This is a genomic window from Thalassococcus arenae (assembly GCF_019104745.1).
In the GTDB taxonomy this organism is placed as follows: domain Bacteria; phylum Pseudomonadota; class Alphaproteobacteria; order Rhodobacterales; family Rhodobacteraceae; genus Thalassococcus_B; species Thalassococcus_B arenae.
The window spans coordinates 461,041-484,351 of record NZ_JAHRWL010000001.1 but is presented as its reverse complement, the minus strand read 5'-3'; the positions used below and the strand labels follow the sequence as shown (position 1 = coordinate 484,351).

The 23,311-nt window shown below is 64.5% G+C and carries 24 protein-coding genes and 1 tRNA gene; 8 read left to right on the top strand and 17 right to left on the bottom strand.

The genetic code is table 11. The features are described from left to right. Nucleotides 1-198: 198 nt before the first annotated feature. From KUH32_RS02420 to KUH32_RS02375, 10 genes are all read right to left on the bottom strand, one after another. The gene (locus KUH32_RS02420) at nucleotides 199-726 is read right to left on the bottom strand and encodes a chemotaxis protein CheD (protein ID WP_217776476.1); all 528 of its coding nucleotides are present in this window, start codon (nucleotides 724-726) and stop codon (nucleotides 199-201) included. Continuing rightward, complete coding sequence (locus KUH32_RS02415; RefSeq protein ID WP_217776475.1) at nucleotides 723-1,754, bottom strand: CheB methylesterase domain-containing protein; 1,032 nt, start codon at nucleotides 1,752-1,754, stop codon at nucleotides 723-725. Before KUH32_RS02415 ends, KUH32_RS02420 begins: the two co-directional genes overlap by 4 nt. A gap of 7 nt (nucleotides 1,755-1,761) precedes the next feature. Next, nucleotides 1,762-2,136, bottom strand: coding sequence for a DUF8776 family protein (locus tag KUH32_RS02410; protein WP_217776474.1), 375 nt, complete (start codon nucleotides 2,134-2,136; stop codon nucleotides 1,762-1,764). Between the two features lie 29 nt (nucleotides 2,137-2,165). After that, on the bottom strand, nucleotides 2,166-2,552 hold the full coding sequence (locus tag KUH32_RS02405) for a response regulator (protein ID WP_217776473.1): 387 nt from the start codon (nucleotides 2,550-2,552) through the stop codon (nucleotides 2,166-2,168). Beyond that, the gene (locus KUH32_RS02400) at nucleotides 2,549-3,433 is read right to left on the bottom strand and encodes a CheR family methyltransferase (protein ID WP_217778248.1); all 885 of its coding nucleotides are present in this window, start codon (nucleotides 3,431-3,433) and stop codon (nucleotides 2,549-2,551) included. The genes KUH32_RS02405 and KUH32_RS02400 overlap by 4 nt, the downstream gene beginning before the upstream one ends. A 5-nt stretch (nucleotides 3,434-3,438) precedes the next feature. After that, complete coding sequence (locus KUH32_RS02395) at nucleotides 3,439-3,903, bottom strand: chemotaxis protein CheW (protein ID WP_217776472.1); 465 nt, start codon at nucleotides 3,901-3,903, stop codon at nucleotides 3,439-3,441. After that, complete coding sequence (locus KUH32_RS02390) at nucleotides 3,896-5,980, bottom strand: chemotaxis protein CheA (protein WP_217776471.1); 2,085 nt, start codon at nucleotides 5,978-5,980, stop codon at nucleotides 3,896-3,898. Before KUH32_RS02390 ends, KUH32_RS02395 begins: the two co-directional genes overlap by 8 nt. 1 nt (nucleotide 5,981) lies before the next feature. Further along, nucleotides 5,982-6,356 (bottom strand): response regulator, encoded by a 375-nt coding sequence (locus tag KUH32_RS02385; RefSeq protein ID WP_217776470.1) that lies wholly within the window; start codon nucleotides 6,354-6,356, stop codon nucleotides 5,982-5,984. Then, nucleotides 6,353-6,637, bottom strand: coding sequence for an STAS domain-containing protein (locus KUH32_RS02380; RefSeq protein ID WP_217776469.1), 285 nt, complete (start codon nucleotides 6,635-6,637; stop codon nucleotides 6,353-6,355). The genes KUH32_RS02385 and KUH32_RS02380 overlap by 4 nt, the downstream gene beginning before the upstream one ends. Before the next feature lie 103 nt (nucleotides 6,638-6,740). Beyond that, complete coding sequence (locus tag KUH32_RS02375; RefSeq protein ID WP_217776468.1) at nucleotides 6,741-8,144, bottom strand: helix-turn-helix domain-containing protein; 1,404 nt, start codon at nucleotides 8,142-8,144, stop codon at nucleotides 6,741-6,743. 163 nt (nucleotides 8,145-8,307) lie between these two features. On the opposite strand from KUH32_RS02375, the gene KUH32_RS02370 reads away from it, so the two are divergent. The 5 genes from KUH32_RS02370 to KUH32_RS02350 all read left to right on the top strand — a co-directional run bounded on the left by KUH32_RS02370 (nucleotide 8,308) and on the right by KUH32_RS02350 (nucleotide 14,049). After that, nucleotides 8,308-9,297, top strand: coding sequence for a Bug family tripartite tricarboxylate transporter substrate binding protein (locus KUH32_RS02370; protein ID WP_217776467.1), 990 nt, complete (start codon nucleotides 8,308-8,310; stop codon nucleotides 9,295-9,297). A gap of 79 nt (nucleotides 9,298-9,376) precedes the next feature. Then, nucleotides 9,377-9,865 (top strand): tripartite tricarboxylate transporter TctB family protein, encoded by a 489-nt coding sequence (locus tag KUH32_RS02365; RefSeq protein WP_217776466.1) that lies wholly within the window; start codon nucleotides 9,377-9,379, stop codon nucleotides 9,863-9,865. 12 nt (nucleotides 9,866-9,877) lie between these two features. Next, complete coding sequence (locus KUH32_RS02360; RefSeq protein WP_217776465.1) at nucleotides 9,878-11,395, top strand: tripartite tricarboxylate transporter permease; 1,518 nt, start codon at nucleotides 9,878-9,880, stop codon at nucleotides 11,393-11,395. A gap of 42 nt (nucleotides 11,396-11,437) precedes the next feature. After that, nucleotides 11,438-12,964: an acyl--CoA ligase gene (locus KUH32_RS02355; RefSeq protein ID WP_217776464.1), complete on the top strand. Its 1,527-nt coding sequence runs from the start codon at nucleotides 11,438-11,440 to the stop codon at nucleotides 12,962-12,964. 107 nt (nucleotides 12,965-13,071) lie between these two features. Then, nucleotides 13,072-14,049, top strand: coding sequence for a 2-dehydropantoate 2-reductase (locus KUH32_RS02350; RefSeq protein ID WP_217776463.1), 978 nt, complete (start codon nucleotides 13,072-13,074; stop codon nucleotides 14,047-14,049). 9 nt (nucleotides 14,050-14,058) lie between these two features. Here KUH32_RS02350 and KUH32_RS02345 read toward each other — a convergent pair whose 3' ends face one another. The 6 genes from KUH32_RS02345 to KUH32_RS02320 form a co-directional block, all read right to left on the bottom strand. After that, complete coding sequence (locus tag KUH32_RS02345; protein ID WP_217776462.1) at nucleotides 14,059-14,799, bottom strand: proteasome-type protease; 741 nt, start codon at nucleotides 14,797-14,799, stop codon at nucleotides 14,059-14,061. Between the two features lie 9 nt (nucleotides 14,800-14,808). Then, the gene (locus KUH32_RS02340; protein WP_217776461.1) at nucleotides 14,809-15,606 is read right to left on the bottom strand and encodes a transglutaminase family protein; all 798 of its coding nucleotides are present in this window, start codon (nucleotides 15,604-15,606) and stop codon (nucleotides 14,809-14,811) included. Nucleotides 15,607-15,610: 4 nt separating this feature from the next. Beyond that, nucleotides 15,611-16,552 (bottom strand): alpha-E domain-containing protein, encoded by a 942-nt coding sequence (locus KUH32_RS02335; protein ID WP_217776460.1) that lies wholly within the window; start codon nucleotides 16,550-16,552, stop codon nucleotides 15,611-15,613. A 5-nt stretch (nucleotides 16,553-16,557) separates the two neighbouring features. Then, on the bottom strand, nucleotides 16,558-17,982 hold the full coding sequence (locus tag KUH32_RS02330) for a circularly permuted type 2 ATP-grasp protein (RefSeq protein ID WP_217776459.1): 1,425 nt from the start codon (nucleotides 17,980-17,982) through the stop codon (nucleotides 16,558-16,560). 191 nt (nucleotides 17,983-18,173) lie between these two features. Then, nucleotides 18,174-19,115, bottom strand: coding sequence for an IS5 family transposase (locus KUH32_RS02325; protein ID WP_217778247.1), 942 nt, complete (start codon nucleotides 19,113-19,115; stop codon nucleotides 18,174-18,176). A 205-nt stretch (nucleotides 19,116-19,320) separates the two neighbouring features. After that, a tRNA-Cys gene (locus KUH32_RS02320) sits at nucleotides 19,321-19,394 on the bottom strand. Nucleotides 19,395-19,565: 171 nt separating this feature from the next. On the opposite strand from KUH32_RS02320, the gene KUH32_RS02315 reads away from it, so the two are divergent. The 3 genes from KUH32_RS02315 (at nucleotide 19,566) to KUH32_RS02305 (ending at nucleotide 22,909) form a co-directional block, all read left to right on the top strand. Continuing rightward, entirely contained in the window at nucleotides 19,566-20,219 is a 654-nt protein-coding gene (locus KUH32_RS02315) for a protein-L-isoaspartate O-methyltransferase family protein (RefSeq protein ID WP_217776458.1), read from the top strand. Nucleotides 20,220-20,259: 40 nt separating this feature from the next. Beyond that, complete coding sequence (locus tag KUH32_RS02310) at nucleotides 20,260-21,687, top strand: TolC family outer membrane protein (protein ID WP_348541073.1); 1,428 nt, start codon at nucleotides 20,260-20,262, stop codon at nucleotides 21,685-21,687. A gap of 70 nt (nucleotides 21,688-21,757) precedes the next feature. Further along, nucleotides 21,758-22,909: a hypothetical protein gene (locus tag KUH32_RS02305; protein ID WP_217776457.1), complete on the top strand. Its 1,152-nt coding sequence runs from the start codon at nucleotides 21,758-21,760 to the stop codon at nucleotides 22,907-22,909. Between the two features lie 79 nt (nucleotides 22,910-22,988). Here the strand turns inward: KUH32_RS02305 and KUH32_RS02300 are convergent, their stop codons facing one another. Beyond that, nucleotides 22,989-23,309 carry a DUF6280 family protein gene (locus KUH32_RS02300; protein ID WP_217776456.1) on the bottom strand — a complete coding sequence of 107 codons (321 nt, stop codon included), beginning with the start codon at nucleotides 23,307-23,309 and terminating at the stop codon, nucleotides 22,989-22,991. Nucleotides 23,310-23,311 lie beyond the last annotated feature (2 nt).

Sequence of the window (23,311 nt, the reverse complement as noted above, 5' to 3'; positions counted from 1 at the left end):
GTGAGCCGCGCTGCCCATGCGCGTTTTCCTGCGCGCGGCATCGATGCCCCACCCGATGGTCGAACGCGCATGGTCGCGCTGCAGTCTTCGGCGGGGTCGGGGGGTCTTGGATGTCGGGGCAACCGGGGGCCTCGGGCGCACGGTGACGCGCCGATGTCAGAACGCCGATGTCAGAACGCCGATGTCAGAACGCCGATGTCAGAACAAGGTGACCGACGCCGCCGCCTTGTGCCGTGTCGGAACCTCCGTCACCGCCAAGCCGGACGCGTCGCCGAGCAGGGATTGTTGCGCGCGTCCGGTGCCGGGCCAGAACCGGATCTTCCGCCCCTTGGTCCCGCCGACGCTGCTGGACAGGATCGGGATGCCCTCGCTGGCCAGGAACTCTTGTGCGAAGGCCACGTTTCCAGCGCCGATATCCGTCGGGGTGGCGCCCATCCAGGCGCCGCCAAAGACCTTGGCCCTCATGTCCCGTTTGCAGGCACCGGCCTTCAGCAACCCGTTGATCAGAAGCTCCATCAGATAGGCGCCATAGCGGATGTCGTGGCCGTCGGTGGCCCGGCGACCCGGCAACAGAAAGTGGTTCATGCCACCGATTCCTCTGGACGGATCCGTCAGGCAGACTGCCACGCACGACCCCAGGACCGTCGCGAAGACCTGATCGGCGCAGGATGACACGGCGAATTCGCCCTGGATGATCGTCCGCACCTGCTGCATGTCGTCCATCATGCCGAAGCCCGTCCGTTGGATTGTGCACGGGCATGGCTTTCCGCAAGCAAGGCGGGCCCGATGCTTTCGATCGGCAAGACACGATCGGCGGCGCCCAGCGACACGGCGGCGCCCGGCATTCCGAATACGACGCTGCTTGCCTTGTCCTGCGCGATGGTCGCGGCGCCGGCCTGTTTCAGGGCAAGAAGCCCGGCGGCGCCATCTTTGCCCATACCGGTGAGAAGCGCGGCGCATATGTTCGGCGCAAACCGCACAGCCGAAAGGAACAGGCAGTCGACCGATGGCCGGTGGCCCGACCGGGGCGCATCGCCGGCCAGCGCGGCCTCGACCGGACAGCAGCGTTCCATGACCAGATGCGCGTCGGTTCCGGCGGCAATGATGACAACGCCGCTTGGGATGCATTGTCGGTGGTCCGCCAGCCGAACCGATGCACCGCAATGGCGGTCCAGCAAATCCGCCAGGCTGGTTCCGAAACCGCAGCCGGTGTGCTGCACGACCAGGGTCGGAGGGCAATCCGGCCCGAAATTGGAAAGCACGTGGATCAAGGCCTCGACCCCGCCGGTCGACGCGCCGATCAGGATCGGAACACCGGGGACGTCGCGGCGGCTGGAATGATCGGGCTCGCCCGCGGGCCTGGAACGGCCGGTGTGGCGCGATACCCGCGCGACGCTGCGCAATTGCGCGACGATCGCGCGGGCCGACATGGTTGCGTCCAGTTCGAACAGGTCCGCCCCGGCTGTGGGCCCGGGCATGGCGGGGCGTTTCGCGGGTTCACCCAGACCGCTTTCGAACACCAGCCATCGCACATCGAGAACGGCGAACAGGCCGCGCATCACCTCGAATTCCGCTTTCATGGCCAGCGTCCGGTCGATCATCACCACGTGGGGTTTGCGATCCTCGACCGCCACGAAGGTGGACATCAGATCTGACGGCGCGGCGACGATACGCAGATCCGGTTGCCCTTGCAGGGCAGTGACAAGCTGCCGAAGGCGCAGGGGAAAGGGGCAGGCGATGACCAGCGTGATCACGGCGGTATCACGCCCGGTCGCAGGATGCGGCCGCCGACGGCGGTTCGGCCGCTTCGAACACTTCGACCTGGCCGGCGCGGCAAACCGCCGGGTCCGACCCCGAGAGCCGTTGCGCCAACCCGCGCAACGGCATCCGCGCCAATGCGGCACCGACGCTGTTCGCTGCGCCGTCGGGAACCGAGTTGGCCAGTCGGTCAAGGTAATCCCCAAGCGCCATCAGCGACTGTGCGAGCACGTCGATTTCCTGCAGGGCGACCAGGGCCGCGGGTTCCGGTGGTACGTCGCGGTCATCGAACAGGTGTTCGATCCCGTGTTCCACGCGGCCAAGGCGATGGGCCATTGTCAGCAACTCGGATGAAACCAGTCGAATGGCCTGCGACATGGCGATCTCGTGTCCGTGGGGTCTTGTCGTCACAGCCGCCCCACCACGCTTTCCAGGCAGGCTTTCATCGAGGCCGAAGTGAATGGTTTCTTGATCATGTTGTTGAGGCCAAGTTGCTTGGCCTGCGCGACCATCTCGGGCGTGGGCTTTCCGGTCACGAGGATGAACCCGATCCGTTGCGTCGCAGGATTGCTGCGCACCGCTTTCAGCAGTCCAAGGCCATCCATGCCGGGCATGTTGAAGTCGGACAGCACCAGGTGCACCGGACTGCCGGCGAGACGCGCCAGCGCCTTGTGGCCGTCGTTTTCCGTGACGTAGTTCTTGATGCCGATGTCATCCAGCGATTGGGTGATCAGACCCCGGCTCGTGGCCATGTCGTCGACGACCATCACGCGCAACTGGTTCTTCAAGCTCATGTCTCGCCCCTCCCTGTCGGCTCGGTTCGGTTCCCGCGGTCCTTGCGATACGTGGTGACACCGACGCTGGTCAGCTGTCCCAGACCAGGACCTGTGACGCGTTCGGAATGACCGATGCACAGCAAACCGCCCGGAGCGAGCTTGTCGGCCATCCGTTTCCAAAGGGTCTGCTGGGTGTGCTGGTCGAAATAGATCGCCACGTTGCGGCAGAAAATGGCATCGAACGGGCCTTCGAACGGCCAGTCCTCGACCAGGTTGAGCACCGCGAAACGGACGATCCGGCGTATCGGTTCCGCGATCTCGGACATGTTCGCTATGTCGGTAACCGGGCGCAGCCATCTGGCGCGCATCGATTCCGGGATCGCCGCGATGTCCTGCGCCGAAAACCGCCCCGTCGCCCCCCTTTCGACGACGGCACGGTCAAGATCGGTGGCCAGGATGCGGATATCGCGTGCCGCCGTTTCCGGCAGAACCTCCAGCAGCGCCATCGCCATGGAAAACGGCTCTTGCCCGGTCGAACAACCGGCGGACCAAAGCCGGATCCGTTCGCCGCGCTTGGCTTTCTGCCGCAAGACCGGGGCCAGTTCGGTACGCAGGGCGTCGAAATGGTGGGCTTCGCGAAAGAAGTTCGTGACGTTGGTGGTCAGCGCGGAAATCAGCGCATCGCGTTCATCCCCGCCTTCGGTGTCCTGCACCAGGCGCATGTATTGCGAGAAATCCTTGGCGGAGCGCGCTCTCAGCCGCTTCTGGATCCGCGCATGAACAAGCGGTTTCTTGCTGTCCGACAGGCTCAGGCCGAAATGCTCCCGGGCAAAGCTGGCCAGCGCCCGGAAATCCGCGTCGCTGAACGGGATATCCGGCGGGACGGGCGGGTGCACCATGACCGTCACGCAACAGCCCCGACGCTGCGCAGGACAGCGTCCAGGTTGATGACGCGCACCATTGCGCCGTCTACAGCGATGACGCCCTGTATGCTCTGCTTGGTCGCGTCGGACTGGATGTCCGGGGTTTCCTGGATGTCTTCGTTTGCGACCGCGAGGATTTCCGAGACGGATTCGACCAGCAGGCCGAAAGTGGATTCGTGGCTGGCCGCCACGATCACCACGTTTCTTTCGTTCTCGGCGGTGCGTCCCAGGCCGAAACGTGCGGACAGGTCGAAGATGGGGATCACCGCCCCGCGCAGGTTCATCACGCCCAGCACATCGTCGCCGGTATGAGGCAGGGCCGTCACCGGAGTCCAGCGCCGGATTTCCCGGATCTGCGTGATCTCGAGGCAAAAGCTCTGTCCACCGGCCGAAAAGGTGATGAATTCGAACTGGCTGTCCATCTCGGATTTGCGGATATCAAGCATGTCGTAGCTCCCTTCTGGACACGGGCTCGGGGTTGGAGGGCGTCTCGCGGACAGCGCTCTGCGGCTCCGCGAGGATGTCGGTATCGAGGATCAGGGCGATCTTGCCGTCGCCCAGTATCGTCGCCGCCGAGACCCCCCGGATGGCGCAGAAATTGCTTTCGAGGCTCTTGATCACGACCTGTCGCTGATCGTGGATCGCGTCGACCCGCAGTGCCGTCAGGCCGTGCCGTTCGCTCGCGACCAGCAGCAGGATCGCCGGGTCCGGGCAATCCCCGGCGGGGCTCAGACCAAGCGACGCCGCGACATCGACGACCGGCACGTAATTGCCGCGAACTGCGATGACCTCGCCGTCGGGGCCGAGCCTGTGAAGGTCGTCGGCCGTCGGGCGTATGGTTTCGAGGATCGAGGTGATCGGGACGACCATCGTTTGCCCCGCGACGGTGACGACAAAACCATCCATCACCGCCAGCGTCAGCGGAAGCGAGATGGTGAACACCGTCCCGCCGCCATACGTCGAATCGATTGCGATCCGTCCGCCAAGCGCCGTCACGGCGTTCTTGACGACGTCCATGCCGACGCCGCGGCCGGACAGGTTCGAAACCTCGGCGGCGGTGGAAAAACCGGGCAGGAACAGCAGGTTGTCGATCTCTTGGTCGGCCAGGTCCGCCTCGGAAGAAACCAACCCCTTGTTGCGGGCCTTGGCCAGGATCCTTTCGCGGTCCAGCCCGGCCCCGTCATCGGCGACCTGGATGACCACGCTTCCGGACCGGTGCGATGCCGAAAGCCGGATGGTCCCGGTCGGGTCCTTGCCCGCTTCGACGCGCCGCGCCGGGTCTTCAAGACCATGGTCCACCGCGTTGCGGATCATATGGGTCAGGGGATCGGCAAGCCGCTCGATCACGGTCTTGTCGACCTCTGTGTTGTCCCCTTCGGTCACAAGACGCGCCTGTTTGCCCGTAGCCTGCGATGCTTCGCGCACGATCCGTGACATTCGCTGGAACAGCGGTTTCACCGGTTGCGCACGGATCGCCATGACGCCTTCCTGGATATCGCGGGCGAGCATCCCGTAGTCTTCGAGATCGTTGAAGACCTGGTGCGCGGCCGGAAGCCCCAGTTCCTCGATCCGTTGCGAGATCATCGCCTGGTTGATGATCAGTTCGCCGACCGTATTGATCAGCCGATCGACCCGTTCGAGATCGACACGAAGGGTGGGTTTCGGCCCACGAATCTCGCGGCTTTTCGCAGGAGCGTCGCCTTCGCAGGCGCCCGGTGTTGCCGCGCTCGGGCCCTCCGCCGGGCCGGCAGCGGTCTGCGGGTCCGGCAGATGCGGCACGGACGGTGATGTCGTACCGATCGGCAGGGATGTTATTTCCAGGCGGCACAGCGAATCGACGAATTCGAAGATCGCCTGAACGTCGGTTTCGGTTTCGCAACTGCGCAGCGTGATCGTCCAGTCGAGCGTCGGATCGGCGGATGCGGATGAGGTGAATTCCGGGATGGCGTCGATATCCAGGCTGACCTCGATCTCGCCCAGTTCGGCCAGCGCGTCGAAAAGCAGCAGTGGTTCGTGGCCGTTGGCGAAAAGCGCCGGCTGCGGGGAAAACCGGATTGCGTATTCGGTGCGGTCCGCCTGTGCGTCGATCGGGGCCGCGTCGAAACCGATCGATACGGCGTCGAAGGAAAACGCCTCTTCCTCTTCGGCGTCGAGATAGCCGTCAAGCTCGCGCAGGACCGGGCCGTGGGCGTCGTCGTTCGGTTCGATACCGTCGCGCGCGGCTTCGACATGATCGGCCAAGACATCGCCGGCACGGTGCAACAGGCGCATCAGCGTGTCGTCGATTTCGAGATGCTGATCCCGGATCCGGTCCAGGACGGTTTCGAACTTGTGCGCGAACCCGACCAGCGGGTCCAGACCGAAGGCGCCGGCGCCACCCTTGATCGAATGCACGGCGCGAAAGACGGCGTTCACGGTCTCGGGGTCGGCGTCTGCCTGCTCCAGCGTGGCCAGCCCTTCGACCAAAGCCTCGAGCAGTTCCTCGCACTCCTCGAAAAAGGTATCGCGGATCGATCCCGACATGCTACGACGCGTGCCCCGTCACGCGGCGCAGGACCGACACCAGCGCGGCGTCTTCGAACGGTTTCACGATCCACCCCGTCGCACCGGCGTCGCGGGCGCGCATCTTGAGGTCGTCAGAGCTTTCGGTCGTGAGCACGATGATCGGGACGGTCGTGGCATGCGGCCCGTTGCGCAGGCTGTCGATCACGCCATAGCCATCCATGACCGGCATGTTGATGTCGGTGATGACGACATCCGGTTCGACCTCGGCGAACATGGCCACGCCTTCGGCACCATCGGCAGCCGCGAAATAGGCGAACCCCGCGCCTTCCAGAGACACCCGCAAGAGGTTCCGGATGGTCCGGGAATCGTCGATGGCGAGAACGGTTGTCGTCATTGCTGTGCGTCCTTGTCGAATTGATCGGCCGGCACGCCGAGCCGTTCCAGCCCGATGCGGAACGTCGGGGTCATGTCGACGATCCGGAACGGTTGGCCGTCGCGGGCCCATCTTTTTTGTGCCGAAAGCAGGATATGCAGGCGAACCGAGTCGATCCGCTGCACGTCGCGGGCCGAGATCGTCACCGGCGCGGCCAGCGCCGAATCCAGAAAGGGTAGCAGCGGGTCCATCCCGCTGCGCGCGCGGGTCGGCGCCAGGCAATGATGATGCGCTTCGGACATGGGTTTCCGTGCGTTGCTGATGTCACGGCGGCCGCGAGCCGGACCGCGCAACAGGCATACGCACGCACCTTTAACAAACCGTTCCGAATTTCGTGCGCCGCGCTCAGCTTTCGTAGCGTGTCTGGCCGCGGCGCTTGGTATCGATCGGCAGGCTCATGTGCAGCGGCTGGTGCGCGCGCTGAGAACAGGCCTGGCGGGGACAGACATGGCAGTTGATGCCGATTGGACTGAACAGGGATTTGTCGGCAAGGTTGAACCGCCGCGCGTACCCGACCCGGTCGGCATGGCTGATTTCGCACCCGATGGCGACGACCAGCCGTCTGTCGCGTTGCCGCGGGCCGAAGCCCGGCCGGTCCGATGTCCGGCTGATCGTGAAGAACCGGCCGCCCTCGGGCAGTTCCACGCATTGCGGCACGATCATGCCCGGCACGCTGAAGGCACCGTGGATGTCCCAGACCGGGCAGGCGCCGCCCTCTTCGGCCAGCGTAAAGGCCGTGGCGTTGAAACGCTTGGTCACGTTGCCGGCCCGGTCGACGCGCAGAAAGAAGAACGGAACACCGCGCTTGCCGTCGCGGGTCAGCGTGGTCAGGCGGTGGCAGACCTGTTCGAAGCTCACGCCGAAACCGGCGGCGATCCGGTCGATGTCGTAGCGCGTCGCTTCGGCGAGATCGTGCATCGCGTCATAAGGCATCAGCAGCGCCGCGGCGAAGTAATTCGTCAGTTCGACACGCAGCCGGGCTTTGCCTGCTTCGGTGTCCAGCCGGCTTTCGGCGACCAGACCGTCGACGGTTTCGGCGGCTTCCAGCAAGCCCAGAACATGCGCCAGCTGAAAGACGCGGTTGGGGTGGTCCAGCGCCTCGGACAGCCCGACGACGCGGCGGCCATCGTCGAACAGGCGCAAGGCGTCAGGCATGTCGGTGATGCGGCGCAATTCGGTCTGCACCCCGTGGTTCAGCCGCAACTGCCGCTTGAGCAGCGCGTACATGTCGTCGGACGTCCCGCCGATGCGGGCGCGCAGGTCTTCGGCCTGCTGTTCCAGCCGCGCAAAGTGGTTGCCGCGATCGCGAAAGAAATCGTGGATGGCGGTTTCCGGCGAGACGTTGAAGACCGGCGGCAGCTGCCCGTCCGATGCACGTTTCAAACGGTCCAGCAGGCCGCGGTGGTTTTGGTGCAGTTGCAGGAACTGTTCCACCAGGCCCGGCGCGTGGTCCAGCGCAGCACGCAATTGCGGCAGGTCCGGCCCGTCGCCGGCAAAGATCGGATCGCGGGTCGCGGCGCGCAGGTCCGCCAGCCTGGAGGTTTCCCCGTCCGTCACCAGGTCCTTGATGTCGATGCCGTATTCTTCGGACAACGCCATCAGGACGGCGACGGACAGGCTGCGCTGGTTGTGTTCGAGCAGGTTCACGTAAGCCGCGCTGACACCCAGCCGCCGCGCCATCTGGGCCTGTGTTTCGCCATGACGGCTGCGGATCTGGCGAATCTGCGGTCCGATGAGGATCTTGGTCATTTACAAATTTACAAATATTAGAAGAGTTGACGACAGATTTAACACGAATACGCGATAATCAAAGCAATTTTATTACCACATGGTAGTTCCTCCTCAGGGCAAGCGATGAATCGAGCGTTCGGTTCAGTCAGGCGCGACGTCCAAGCTTAGGGAGGAGATTAACATGACCAACACATTCTCGCGGCGTTTCATGCTGGGTTTGGCCGCGTCCACCGCATTGACGGTGTCCGGCGTGACATCCGCCTTCGCCGAAGGGTGGTCGCCGCAAAAGCCGGTCGAGATGGTGATCATGGCCGGGCAGGGCGGCGGCGCGGATCGTCTCGCGCGGCTGTTCCAGTCGATCATCCAGAAAGAAGGTCTGTCGTCGATGCCGATCCTGCCCGTGAACAAGGGCGGCGGGTCGGGCGCCGAGGCGCTGCGCTATCTCAAGGACAAGTCGGGCGATGCACATGTCATCATGGCCACGCTGAACAGCTATTACACGACCCCGCTGCGCACCGATATCGGCGTCGACATCGCGGAATTCACGCCGCTGGCGCGGATGGCCGAAGACACGTTCATCCTTTGGGTCAATGCCGACAGCGGCATCACCAATCTCGACGAATATGTCGCTGCGGTGAAGGCCGCCGGAAAAGACTGGAAAATGGGCGGTACCGGCACCGGGCAAGAAGACAGCCTGGTCACGGCGATGCTGGAACGGGAATTCGGCCTCGAGATGACCTATGTGCCGTTCGACGGCGGCGGCGACGTGGCAAAGAACCTGATCGGCAACCACATCAATTCGACGGTCAACAACCCGTCCGAGCAAATGGGTTTCTACAAGGCCGGTAAATCGATCCCGCTGGTGGCGTTCACGCCGGAACGCATCGCGGCCTTCCCTGATGTGCCGACCGCACGCGAACTGGGGCACGACATCGTCTACGCGATGCAACGGTCTTTCGTGGCGCCTCCGGGTATGCCGGAAGAGGCGGTCGCCTATTACACCGAGATGTTCCGCAAGCTGTCCGAACTGCCGGAATGGCAGGAATACACCGCAGACGAAGCGCTGGACCCGTCCTTTCTTTCGGGCGCAGAGCTGCAGGACTACTTCCTGACCGAGCGCGAGAAACACAACGCCATCCTCAAGGACATGGGCGAATTGCCCGCATCCTGAGCCCGGGGAATTCGTCTTGAGTGAAACCGGGTGGTCCACGGCGGCCACCCGGAAACACGCAGCGGCCGGAGGAGGCGACATGCTGGTTGCAGATCGACTGATTGCCGGGGGGATCATGGCCCTGGCGCTTTACTTCATGGTGCATGCCGTCGAACTGCCGATCGGCTGGAACGGAACGACGGGCGGGCCGGGCGGTGGTGCCTTTCCCTTCTGGCTGTCGGCGATGATGTTCGCCTGTGCCGCCGGCATCCTTTTGCGCAGCTTCGCCGCCGATGCTCGGGCCAGTTTCCACATGGACATGTCGATGCTGCGCAGCGTGCTGGCGGTGACCGGCGCGCTGGTTGTCACCATCGCGCTGATGCCCTTTGCGGGTGCATATGTCGCGCTGCCGCTGTTCCTGTTCTGGTATCTGCGCATCTTCGGCGGTCACCGCTGGGTACTGGTCCTGCCGCTCACCCTGCTGACGCCGGTGTTCCTGTTCTTCTTCTTCGAGGTCACGCTACGGATCCTGCTGCCCAAGGGCCTGACCGAGCCGCTTTTCTTCCCGCTTTACGCTGCATTCTTCTGAGGCGCCGCCATCATGGACGTATTGACCCTTCTCGCCGACGGTTTCGCGACCTCGCTGTCGCCGCTGAACCTGATGATCGTCATCCTCGGCGTGACCGCCGGGCTGTTCATCGGCGCGATGCCGGGGCTCGGGTCGGTCAATGGCGTGGCGATCGTGCTGCCGCTGACCTTCATCGTGCCGCCGACCTCGGCGATCATCCTGCTGGCGGCGATCTATTACGGCGCGATGTATGGCGGCGCGGTATCGTCGATCCTGCTGGGCATTCCCGGCGCCTCGACCGCGGTGGCCACCACGTTCGACGGCCGGCCGATGGCGCAGCAGGGCAAGGCGGGACTGGCGTTGATCGCAGCTGCTGTCGCTTCCTTCGTGGGCGGAACAATCTCGGTCGTGCTGTTCACGCTGTTCGCGGCGCCGCTGGCCGATGTCGCGCTCGCCTTCGGCCCGGCCGAGGAATTCGCGCTGGTGCTTCTGGCCTTCACGACTTTCGTCGGCCTGGGGGGCGACGATGTGCTCAAGACCATCGTGATGATCTGCCTCGGGCTGGTGCTGTCGACGGTGGGGCTCGACCTGATCTCGGGCCAGCCGCGCCTGATCTTCGGCGATCTGCCGGGCTTCTATTCGGGCATCTCGTTCCTGGTGCTGGCCATCGGCGCCTACGGCGTGGGCGAGGTGCTCTACACGATCGAGACATCGAAATCCGCGCCGCAGGTCACGCCCGCGCGCATCACCTTCGGCGAGTTGCGGGCCGGATTCCGCGCCATGAACCGGTTATGGAAGACCATGAGCTTCGGGTCGTTCCTGGGGTTCTTCGTCGGCATGCTGCCCGCCGCCGGCGCGACGCCCGCATCGCTGATGGCCTACGGCATCGCGCGTCAGACCTCGCGCAATCCCGAAAGTTTCGGCAAGGGCAATATCGAAGGCGTCGCCGCGCCCGAAACCGCCAACAACGCCGCCTCGACCGGATCGCTTCTGCCGATGCTGACGCTGGGCATACCCGGTTCGCCCACCACGGCGCTGCTGCTGGGCGGCATGGTGATGTGGGGGTTGATGCCGGGGCCGATGCTGTTCATCGAGCAACCGGAATTCGTGTGGGGCCTGATCTCGTCGCTCTACACCGCGAATTTCGCCGCCGTGGCGATCAATATCGCGCTGATCCCGCTGTTCGTCTGGGCGTTGCGCATGCCGTTCACGGTGCTCTGCGCGCTGGTCCTGGTGCTGTGCATCGTCGGCGGCTACGCGCCCAGCCAGAAGATGCACGACGTGTGGCTGATCGCGGGTTTCGGCGTGGCGGGTTATCTGCTGCGCAAGGCCGACTACCCGCTGGCGCCGCTGGTGCTGGCGCTGGTGCTCGGCCCGCTGATGGAAAAAAGCTTTCGCCAGACGCTGATCGCCGAGCAGGGCAACGTGCTGGCCTTCTTCGAACGGCCGCTTTCGGCCAGCTTCCTGGCGATCGCGGCGCTTTTCTTTGTGCTCCCGGCGGTTAAGTATCTCAGGAAATCGACCCGCCAGAGCATGGCCCCGGCGGAGTGACGACGATGAACACGGCAATACGAAAAGACAAGGAAGACGACGATGGGGACGACTTTGCAGGCGCTGCTGGCGGCGCATCCGGACACGGCACCGGCGATCGGGGCACCGGGGCGGACGTGGCTGACCTATGGCGGCTTGCGTGCGCTGTCGGCCGACATCCGGACGCAGCTTCGATCGGCGGGCGTCGGACCTTCGGACCGGGTGGCGATCGTCCTGCCGAATGGCGCGGCGATGGCGACGGCCTTCGTCACCATCGCGCAATCGGCCACGACGGCCCCCCTCAATCCTTCGTACCGCGAGGATGAATACACCTTTTACCTGGAAGACCTGAAGGCCAAGGCGCTGGTGGTCGAGGCGGCTTATGACGGCCCGGCCCTGGCGCCGGCTCAGCGCGCCGGCATGACGATCCTGCGGGTCGAAAGCGACGACGCCGATCCGGCGGGCAGCTTCCGCCTGGTGCCCGATGCGGCACAGGACGCGGCGCCCGAGGGTACGCCCGGGCCGGATGACATCGCGCTGATCCTGCACACCTCGGGCACGACATCGCGACCCAAGATCGTCCCGCTGCTGCAATCGAACCTGGCCGCCTCGGCGGTCAACATCGCCCATTCGCTGGCATTGACCCCGCAGGACCGCTGCCTGAACGTGATGCCGCTGTTCCACATCCATGGGCTGGTGGCAGCGGTGTCCGCGACCCTGATCTCGGGCGGATCGATCTTCTGCACGGCCGGGTTCAACGCCATGAACTTCTTTGCCATAATGGAAGAGGCGCGGCCGACCTGGTACACCGCGGTGCCGACCATGCACCAGGCGATCCTGTCGCGCGCCCCGCGCAACGCCGAGACGATCGCCAATGTGCCGTTGCGGTTCCTGCGCTCGTCCTCGGCGTCGCTGCCCGCACAGGTGATGGAGGAACTGGCGCGCACCTTCAACGCGCCGGTGGTCGAGGCCTATGGAATGACCGAGGCGACGCACCAGATGTGCTGCAACCCGCTGGACCGGCAGAAGCCCGGCAGCGTCGGTGTCGAGGCCGGGCCGATGGTGCGCATCGCGCACGAGACCGAGAACCGGCTGATCGACGGCACCGGCGAGGTCTGCATCTCGGGCGACAACGTCACCCCCGGCTACGAGGGCAACCCCGACGCCAATGCCAAGAACTTCTTCGAGGCCGAGGGCCATCGCTGGTTCCGCACGGGTGACCAGGGGGCGTTCGACAACGACGGCTTTCTGCATCTGACCGGACGGCTCAAGGAGATCATCAACCGCGGCGGCGAAAAGGTGTCACCGCTCGAAGTGGACGGCGTGCTGATGGACCACCCGGCGATCCAGCAGGTGGTGACCTTCGCGCTGCCGCATCCCAAGCTGGGCGAGGAGGTCGCCGCGGCGGTGGTGCTGCGCGACGGGGCGCAGGCCGACGAGGCGGGTATCCGCGATTTCGCCCGCCAGCGCCTGGCCGAGTTCAAGGTGCCGCGCAGGGTGGTGATCCTCGACGAGATCCCGAAAGGAGCGACCGGCAAGATGCAGCGCATCGGGCTGGCCGAAAAGCTGGGGCTGGTCGAAACGGCGTGATCCCGACCCGGTGGTCACGATTGCGGCCACCGGCGGGATTTGCGTATTTCTGAAAGAGAAGAAGCAGGGGGCGCGCCGGGACAGCATACCGGACGCGAGAAGACAGCATGAAGATCTGTGTGTTCGGAGCGGGTGCCATTGGTGGCTACATGGGCGTCAAGCTTGCGCAGGCGGGGGCGGATGTGAGCCTGGTCGCGCGCGGGCCGCACCTGGCGGCGATGCAGGAAAACGGCCTGCGCCTGATCGAGGAAGACGGCGACAGCACGGTCGCCGTCACCGCATCGGACGATCCGGCGGCGCTTGGCGTGCAGGATTACGTGATCGTCACCCTAAAGGCACATTCGGTGCCGGGCGTGGTGGAGCGGATGCAGCCGTTGATCGGGCCGGACACCACCATCGTCAGCGGCGTGAACGGCGTGCCGTGGTGGTATTTCCACAAGATCGGCGGACCGCTGGAAGGCACGCGGCTGGAAAGCGTCGACCCGGGAAACAGGCAGTGGGACGGGTTCGGTCCCGACCGCGTGCTGGGCTGCGTCGTCTATCCCGCCGCCGAGGTCACCAGCCCCGGCGTCATCAAGCATATCGAGGGCAACCGGTTTTCCCTGGGCGAGCCGGACGGGTCGAAATCCGACCGCGCACAGGCCTTGTCGCAGGCCCTGGGCGCGGCGGGGCTGAAGGCGCCGGTCCGGCCGCGATTGCGCGACGAGATCTGGGTCAAGCTATGGGGCAACCTGTCGTTCAACCCGATCTCGGCGCTGACCCATGCCACTCTGGACGTGCTGTGTACCGATCCCGGCACCCGTGCGGTGGCGCGCGGCATGATGGTCGAAGCCCAGGCTGTCGCCGAAAAGCTGGGCGTGAAATTCCCGATCGACGTGGATCGCCGGATCGAGGGCGGCGCGGCGGTGGGGGCGCACCGGACGTCGATGCTGCAGGATCTGGACATGGGACGCCCGATGGAGATCGACGCACTGGTCGGATCGGTGCAGGAGCTGGGCCGGATCACCGACACACCGACCCCAACGATCGACACGGTTCTGGCCTTGATCCAGCTGCGCGGGCGGGTTGCCGGGCTGTACGGCTGACCGCACCGGTCAGACGGATCTGAGATCCACGCCCGGCAGGCCGTCCAGCGCCTGCTGCAGCGCATCGCCCCAGATCCGCGAGATCGTCTGCAGCGCGGGATCGTCGCCTTCGAACCGGCCGCTGGCGGCGATACGCATCGTGTCGCGTTCGACGCACAGGTAATCCAGCGGCGCGCCCACCGTCAGGTTGGCCTTCATCGTCGAGTCGAAGCTGACCAGCAGCAGGCGGATCGCCTCTTCGAAGGCCATGTCCTCCTTGAAGGCGCGCACCAGGATCGGGCGGCCATACTTGATTTCGCCGATCTGGAAGAACGGCGTGTCGGCACTGGCCTCGATGAAGTTGCCCTCGGGATAGATCAGGAACAGCTTGGGATCGCTGCCGGCGATCTGGCCGCCGAAGATCATCGTGGCGTTGAAGGTGCTGTCGGCGGTCTGACCGGCGGGGCGTTGCCGCGCGATCACCTCGCGCAGCGTGTCGGCGACAAGCCGGGCGGCCTGGAACATCGACGGCGCGGATAACAGGGCGGGTTCCCGGTCGGCCGAGGATTTCGTGCGCTCGTCCAGCAGGCTGATGACCGATTGCGTGGTGCCCAGGTTGCCGGCCGACAGGGCGGTGAAGATCCGGTCGCCCGGCACCGACCAGGTCTTCATCTTCTTGAAGGTCGAGATGTTGTCGAGCCCGGCATTGGTGCGGGTGTCGGACATGAAGACCAGCCCGCGCTGCAGTACCATTCCTACGCAATACGTCATGTCCGGCCTTCACTGCTGGGCGACGGTGATTTCGACCCGCAGCGCTTCGCCTGCGCCGCCGATCCGAGACCCAGATATCGGAGCGGCGTCGGAATAGTCCAGCCCCGTCGCGACGCGGACATATCGGGCATCGGGGGATATGCCGTTCGAGATGTCGAAACCGACCCAGCCCAAGCCGTCGACATGCGCCTCGGCCCAGGCATGCATCGCGTCCTGTACGGTGGTGTCGTTCAGCATCAGGTAGCCCGAGACGTAGCGTGCCGGGATCTGCAGGGCGCGCGCGCCCGCCAGAAAGATATGGGTGTGGTCCTGGCACACGCCGGCGCCGGCCTCGATCGCGTCCTCGGCGCTCCAGTCCGGCCGCGAGACCCCGGTTCGGTATTCCACGGATGCGCGTATGACAGCCGACAGCGCGTGAAGGCTTTCCAGTTGCGCGTCGGGCTTGATCGAACGCAGCAGCGCCTTGACGCCCGATCGGGCCCGCGTTGCGCGCGTTTGCTGCAGATAGAGCCAGAGCGGCGCTGGACCCCGGTGAGGTCCGGCCAGCCCATTGGTGTCGGTCATCTCGACCCGGCCTTCGCAGGTGATCGACAATTCGGTCGTATCGGGGTCGAAGCCGATCAATTCGGTGATGTTGCGGTGGTGATCGGTGAAAGTCAGCTCCTTGCGGCCGCCGGCGATCCGTGTCTCCCATTCGCGGACCTGTTGCTGCGGCCCGGTTTTCGGGGTCTTGCGCAATTGCTGCAGCCCGTAGCGGACGGGTGCATCGAAACGGTATCGCGTGGTGTGGCGGATATGCAGGTGCATCGGATCACTCATAGAATCGGAAATCGATTTCGATCTGGCGCGTGATTGCGGCCAGCCGTTGCTGCGCGTCCTGCAGGAACTCGTGCAGCCCGGCGTCGAAGATCGCGTCGATGCTGCATGACAGGGTTTCACTGCGCATCGCTTCGGCCAGGTCGAGAGCGGGGATCATTCCGTCCTGTTCGCGGCGCAGATAGGACAGATTGGTGCACAGCTTCTTGATGCAGAACACCATCGACCGGGGCATGCGCGGATCGAGCAGCAGGAACTGCGCGATCTCGCGCGGTCCGCCCCGCGCGCCGTATTCCATCCGGAACCCGCCACGGGCCGACAGCGACCGCAGGATCGATTCCCATTGCACGTTGTCCAGCGAGGTGCCCACGGCACTGGGTGAAGGCAGCAGCACGTAATACTTGACGTCGAGGATGCGCGCGGTGTTGTCGGCGCGTTCCAGGAACGTGCCCAGCCGCAGGAAGTCGAAGATGTCGTTGCGCAGCATCGTGCCCAGCGTCACTCCGCGCACCAGCGCCGCGTTCTCGCGCAGGCGGCGCAACGTTTCGGGCAGGTCGCGTTCCGATACCTTGCGCGCCAGGATCCTGTCGGCGGTCATGTGCGCGGCGTTGGTGGCGCTCCAGACGTCGCCCGTGATCGCGGTGCGCACCATTCGCGCATTCTGCCGCGCCGCGGCGATGCAGGACCGGACCGAGGACGGGTTGTCCAAGTTGCGAAGCAACCAGTCGATGGCGTTGTCCTTGGTCAATTCGTCATAGGCGTCGTCGAAGCCGGTCAGCGCGCCGGCCGATTGCAGGACCGAGCCCCATTCCTCGTCGCCCTGGCCCAGCCGGGTCAGGGCGATGCGCTGACCGGTTTCGATCAGGCGCGCGGTATTCTCGGCCCGCTCGAGATAGCGGTACATCCAGAACAGGCCGTTGGCGGTTCTGCCCAGCATCGCCCCTAGTCCTCCAGCACCCAGGTGTCCTTGGTGCCGCCGCCCTGGGACGAGTTCACCACCAGCGAGCCCTGTTTCAACGCCACCCGGGTCAGCCCGCCCGGCGTGACCTTGATACCCTCGGGACTGACCAACACGAAGGGCCGCAGGTCGACATGGCGCGGGGTCAGCCCCGACCGCGCGAAGATCGGCACCGTGGACAGGCTGAGCGTCGGCTGCGCGATGTAGTTGCCCGGCCGCGCTTTCAGCTTCTTTCGAAACGCGGCAAGGTCCTTCTTGCTGGCGGTGGGACCGATCAGCATGCCGTAGCCGCCCGAACCGTGCACTTCCTTGACGACGACCTCGTCAAGATTGTCCAACACATAGGCCAGGGCATCGGGCTCCGAACAGCGCCAGGTCTGCACGTTCTGCAAAAGCGGGCGTTCGCCGGTGTAGAACTCGATGATTTCCGGCATGTAGGAATAGATCGCCTTGTCGTCGGCGATGCCGGTGCCGGGTGCGTTGGCGATGGTGATGCCGCCGGCACGGTAGACATCCATGATCCCGGGCACGCCCAGCTGGCTTTCGGGATTGAAATTCAACGGATCCAGAAAGGCGTCGTCGACCCGGCGGTAGAGCACGTCGATCGGCTTGTAGCCGCGCGTCGTGCGCATCGCGACGCGCCCGTCGACAACCCGCAGATCGCTGCTTTCCACCAGTTCGACACCCATCTGATCGGCCAGGAAGGCATGTTCGAAATAGGCCGAGTTGTAGATGCCCGGCGTCAGAACCGCCACGGTCGGGGTGCTTGCGGCGCAGGCCGGTGCGGTGGCCGAAAGCGAGGTCAGCAGATCGCGCGGATATTGCTGCACCGGCCGCACCCGGTTCTGCGAGAACAGCTCGGGAAACATCTGCAGCATCGTTTCGCGGTTCTCGAGCATGTAGCTCACACCCGACGGCGTCCGGGCATTGTCTTCGAGAACGAAGAACTCGTCCGGCCCGGTCCGCACCAGATCGATACCGACGATGTGCGTGTAGATGCCGCCCGGTGGAGCGACCCCGATCATGTGCGGCAGAAAGGCGTCATTGCGGCTGACCATCTCAAGCGGGATGCGACCGGCCCGGATGATTTCCTGCTTGTGATAGATGTCGTGCAGAAAGGCGTTGATCGCGGTGATGCGCTGTTCGATCCCTTTCGTCAGGCGTTGCCATTCGGTCCCCGAGATGATCCTCGGGATGATGTCGAACGGGATCAGCCGCTCTTCGGCCTCGTCGCGGCCGTAGACGTTGAAGGTGATGCCGGTCAGACGAAACAGCTCTTCTGCCTCGCGGCTCTTGCGATGCAGGTGCCTGGGGTCCTCGGCGTCGAACCATCTGTGGAATTGCATGTAGGGATCGCGCAGCGCTCCGCCGGCCCCCCACATTTCGTCGAAGATGTTTTGCTCGGTCATGGTTTGTGCGGTCGGCATGGCAGTTCGATAGCAATCTGCATCCCCGGACCTGTCAAGCGGCATGACCGGCGGCGGGGTTTCACCGCCGTGGGCTCACCTCTGGATCAGCGATCTGCCTGATTATTAGGCAAGTGCACGGCTCTGTTGCACAAATCTGGTTATTGGCAGGCGTCCCCTTTCCCCAGACAGACCTATTCCACGGCCTCTGTGACAGGGATGCTGAGCGCGGTGTAGCCGTTCAGGACAGCGATGCGGACTTGAAGTTCGGCGACCTGGCGGTCGAAATCCCGCGCCCTGCGCCGCTGGCCCAGCAGTTTCACGCAGTGCATCATCGTTTCGACTCGGCTCCGGCGGTGGCATCCGCTCCATCGTCGCCAGAACGCGCGGCCCAGATTTTTCGCGGCGCGCAAGGCTTCGTTTCGGGCCATGGCTCCGGCGGTGACGGCCTTCCACGGCTTGGCGTTTTTTCGGGGCGGGATTAGGGCATCTGCGCCGCGGTCTGCGATCGCATCATGGCATTTTCTGGTGTCGTAGGCGCCATCCGCCGTGACGCTACCAATCTCCTGGCCCTCCGGAATCTGGCTGAGACGGTCGGGCAGGACCGGTGCATCTCCGATGTGGCTTCCGGTGATCTCGACAGCCCGGACCTCCAGCGTTTCCTTGTCGATCCCGAGATGGATCTTGCGCCAGATGCGCCGTTTGGGGCCACCATGCTTGCGTGCATGCCACTCGCCTTCGCCCGCGACCTTGATGCCCGTGCTATCGACCAGAAGGTGTAGTGGTCCCTTGGCGCCCCGATACGGGATGTTCACGGTCAGCGTCTTCTGGCGGCGCGACAGCGTGCTGAAGTCGGGCGCCGACCAGCCAAGCCCGACCGGGCGCAACAAGTTTTCGACGAACCCTGTCGTCTGTCGCAGCGCCATGCCAAACAACACCTTCATCGTCAGGCAAGTCCGAATGGCAGTATCGCTGTAGGTCTGCTGGCGACCACGCCCGCCTGTCGGCACGCCATCCCAGGTCATCTCGGGGTCGAACCAGATCGTCAGCGAGCCCCGGCGCTTGAGCGCTTCATGGTAGGTTGGCCAGTTCCTGATCTTGTAGGTCGTGGGTGTGGGTCTGCTCTTGCATCCCAGCTACCACGCGGGATTCACCAGATGAGTCCGTCACAGGATTCGTGCAACAGAGCCACCTCCGGCTGAAAAGAGACGATGCTCCCTGCACTTAGCCGATGGAAGGTGCCCTGAACAGTTTTTCGCACCAAAACTGCGTCTATAACGTTCTCGAAAACGGCACCCAAAGTGGGCGGCGTCCTAAGGGCATGATCCGAAATAGAATTTTTGGAGGCGAGTACCGGAATCGAACCGGTGTACACGGATTTGCAATCCGCTGCGTCACCACTCCGCCAACTCGCCAGAGATGGGTTTGCTTAGGCACTCGCGACGGCGGCGTCAAGCGCTATCGGCGGAGCGTGTCACCCTTACGGCACGCTGACGCAGGCAGTCATCTTCAAGGCCTGGAAACGTTGCCGCCGTTGCACAACTGTGGCAATACGGAAGCGAATTCAGACTGAACGAGTAACGTCAATGACCGACTTCGCCACGCGCCGCCGCATGATGGTTGACAATCAGGTGCGCCCTTCGGACGTCACCGAGTTTCCGATCATTGACGCGATGCTGACCGTCCCGCGGGAGATCTTCGTGCCGCGCGAACGGATCGAGGCTGCCTATGCGGGTGAGAATGTCGATCTGGGCAACGGTCGCGTGCTGCTCGATCCGCGTACCTTCGCCAAGATGCTCGAGGCGCTGGACATCGGCAAGAACGATCTGGTTCTCGATATCGGTTCCGGTTTCGGCTATTCCGCCGCCGTGATCGCGCAGATCGCCGAAGCGGTCGTCGCGGTCGAAGACGATGCGACCAGGCTGAGCGACGCGCAGGACCTGCTGTCGGAGATCAACGCCGACAACGTCATTCTGCACGAAGGCGCGTTGGCTTCGGGCGCGTCCGAACACGGCCCCTATGATGCGATCGTCATCGAGGGCGGGATCGAAACCGTTCCCGAACCGCTTTTGGAACAATTGAAGGATGGCGGCCGGATTGCGGGGCTATTCATGGAGGACACGCTTGGCACCATGCGCGTCGGTCACAAGATCGATGGCAAGGTGACGTGGCGTTTCGCCTTCAACGCGGGGGCGCCGGTCCTCGACGGATTTCAAAGGGAGCGCGCCTTCGCGCTCTGATAATTGCGGCGAAAAAACGCCGCCTGAAAGGGGTAAGTGCGTGTCGAGCAAATTCTTCAAGATCATGTCCGGGGCGGCGGTTTCGGCGCTCCTGACGTTTTCGGGTGCGGCAATGGCGACGGCGGAAACGCTGGCCGATACATTGGTTGCCGCCTACAAGCACAGCGGCTTGTTGGAGCAGAACAGGGCATTGCTCAGGGCGGCCGACGAAGACGTCGCGCAGGCGGTCGCCGCGCTGCGCCCGGTCATCAACTGGTCGGGCGAAGTGGTGCGGAATTTCGGGGTCAACGGCGGCACATCCGCCTTCACCGGCTCGTTCGGTACGACCGGGATCAGTTCGACCACGGCCAGTATCAACCTGATCGCCGAACTGACGTTGTATAACGGCGGGCGCAACCGGCTCGAGATCGAGGCCGCCAAGGAAACGGTTCTGGCGACCCGCGCGCAGTTGCTCGCGATCGAACAAGAGGTTCTGCTTCGGGCGGTCCAGGCTTTCATGGAAGTGCGGCGCGATCTTGAAATCGTGGCCCTGCGCCGGAACAACGTCCGCGTCATCACCCAGGAATTGCGGGCTGCGCGTGATCGTTTCGAGGTGGGCGAAGTGACCCGGACCGATGTCGCGCTGGCCGAAGCGCGCCTGTCCGCAGCCCAGAGCGACCTTGCCGCGGCAGAAGGCGAGTTGCAGATTTCGGTCGAGGAATACCGCGCGGTGACCGGGCAGCGGCCCGGAACCCTGCAGGCGCCGCGCAGCGCGCCGCGACTTCCCGGTTCGCAGCAGGTCGCGGAAACCGCGGCGGTGCGCAGTCATCCCGAGATGGTCCAGGCGCGCCATGACGTCGCCGTCGGCGAATTGTCCATCCGGATCGCGGAAACCGCGGCGAAACCGACAGTGACGCTGAGCGGTCGATTGGGGGCCACGGAGGAATTCGGCGAACGCGACTATTCGCGGAATGGCCGGATCGCCCTTGAAGCCACCGGTCCGATCTACCAGGGCGGCCGTCTTCCTTCGCTTGTCCGGCAGTCGATGGCGCGTCGCGACGCTGCGCGCGGCAACCTGCACGTGGTGCGCCACCAGATCCGTCAGAACGTCGGCAATGCCTATGCTCGACTGGGCATCGCACAGTCGCGGATTTCCTCGACCACCGATCAGGTCCGGGCGTCGCGGGTGGCGTTCCAAGGCGTCCGCGAGGAAGCGACGCTGGGCGCGCGAACCACGCTCGACGTGCTGGACGCCGAACAGGAACTGCTCGATGCGCAGGCCGCGTTGATTTCGGCACAGGTCGACCAGACCATCGCTGCCTATTCCGTGTTGGCGTCGATCGGCGAGTTGACCGCGCAATCGTTGCGTCTCAACGTGCCGATCTACGATCCGTCCGACTATTACAACCTTGTCAAGGACTCGCCCGCGGCGAAAAGCAAGCAGGGCCGCGATCTTGACCGTGTTCTGCGCGCCCTTGGAAAAGAATAGGATTTTCCCGGTCTGTTGTGCGGAATCGCCTCGGGGGCTACAGTGTCGCCCGAGGTAGAGTGGTAGGCCAATGACCGATTCCGTGACGAACGTGGAAATCGAAGACGTTCTGTCTTCTATTCGCAGGCTTGTTTCCCAGGACACGCGGACGCAAGCGCGAACACAGGCGCACCAGGCGGCGGACAAACTCGTTCTGACGCCGGCGTTGCGTGTGGCCGAAGCCCCGGATGCGGGCGCTCCGGATGCAACGGTGGACGAACGCGATACCGCAGTGGACGAACACGCCCATCGCGACGAAACCGGCGCCCAGTTCGGCGACCGCGTGCCCGAAGACATCGCTTCCGGACCGACGCAGTCACGGGGCGACGAAACACCCCTTTCACAAGGGCGCGATGCCGCGGCCGATGACGATTGGGATGACGGTTACGAATTCGCTTTTGCCGAGGAATCCGAAGCCAGCGACCTGGATGCCTTGACCGCGCTGGTCAACCAAGAGGTGTTTCGCGCGCTCGAGCAGGGCATCGCCGAGCAAAACGCGGCGTCGCAAGACGAAGCCATGCCCTCGGACGAAGACGAAGACCAGCCCGAAATCGCTGACGGGGCTTCTGCCGATGCGGCTGACGAGGCTGCGACACGGGATGCCGAAAACGAATTGGCCGACTTGTTGGCCGGGGACGACGCCGTGGAAGCCGACGGCGACGAAGAACCGGCCGGAGACGCCCCGGAAACCGCTGCACGAAAATCGGCCGGCGACGAGTCGCTGGCCACCAAGATCGCGCGCCTTGAAGAAATGGTCGGCCGTACCGCCGACGACGAAGAATACGAAGATGCCCGCCCCGAGGAAGGGGGTAACGCGGCCTTCCGCCACCGCCCGGTGCGGACGGTCGGCTGGGACGACAGCGAGCCCCAGGCCGAGGAGCCGTCGGAGGACGTCGCTCAGGCTGACGCCGGTCGGGAATCCGGCCCCCAGATCGTCGCCGAAACGGTCGAAGCGGTTGAACCGGTCGAAACGGTCGAACCGGACGAGGACCAGACCTGGGGTGAAGCCGCCTTGTTGCGCGACGACGTGCCAGTCATCGACGAAGACATGCTGCGCGACATGGTCGCCGAGATCGTCCGCCAGGAATTGCAGGGTGCCCTGGGTGAACGCATCACCCGCAACGTCCGCAAACTGGTGCGGCGCGAGATTCACCGGGTGCTGATGAGCCAGGATTTCGGCTGACCGAAACGCACCGTTTCGGGCGCAACAAAAAAGCCTCGACATTCTGCCGAGGCTTTTCCGCTACGGAAAGTGAGAGAGATCAGGCGGCTTCGGCCTGTGCCGCTGCATTGCGGCGTTCGCTTTCTTCGCGCGACAGGGCGACCGATGTGCGCACGCCTTTCGACACGAACTCCATCAAGCCCTTGACGACGCGTTCGTTCGGGTCGATGCCGGCACAGGACAGCACCTCGCGCCCGTCACGCGAGCGTGCCCAGCGGGCGATCTGTTCGGGGCCGTTGCCATACTTCTTGTCGTCGGCGATCGCGTCGTCCAGCGCAGCAAGCACAACCGCCGCGAACAGCTTTCGCGAACGGTTTCCCTGTTCGGCATTGAAGGCAGTGCCGTCAATGAAGTCTTTCATGG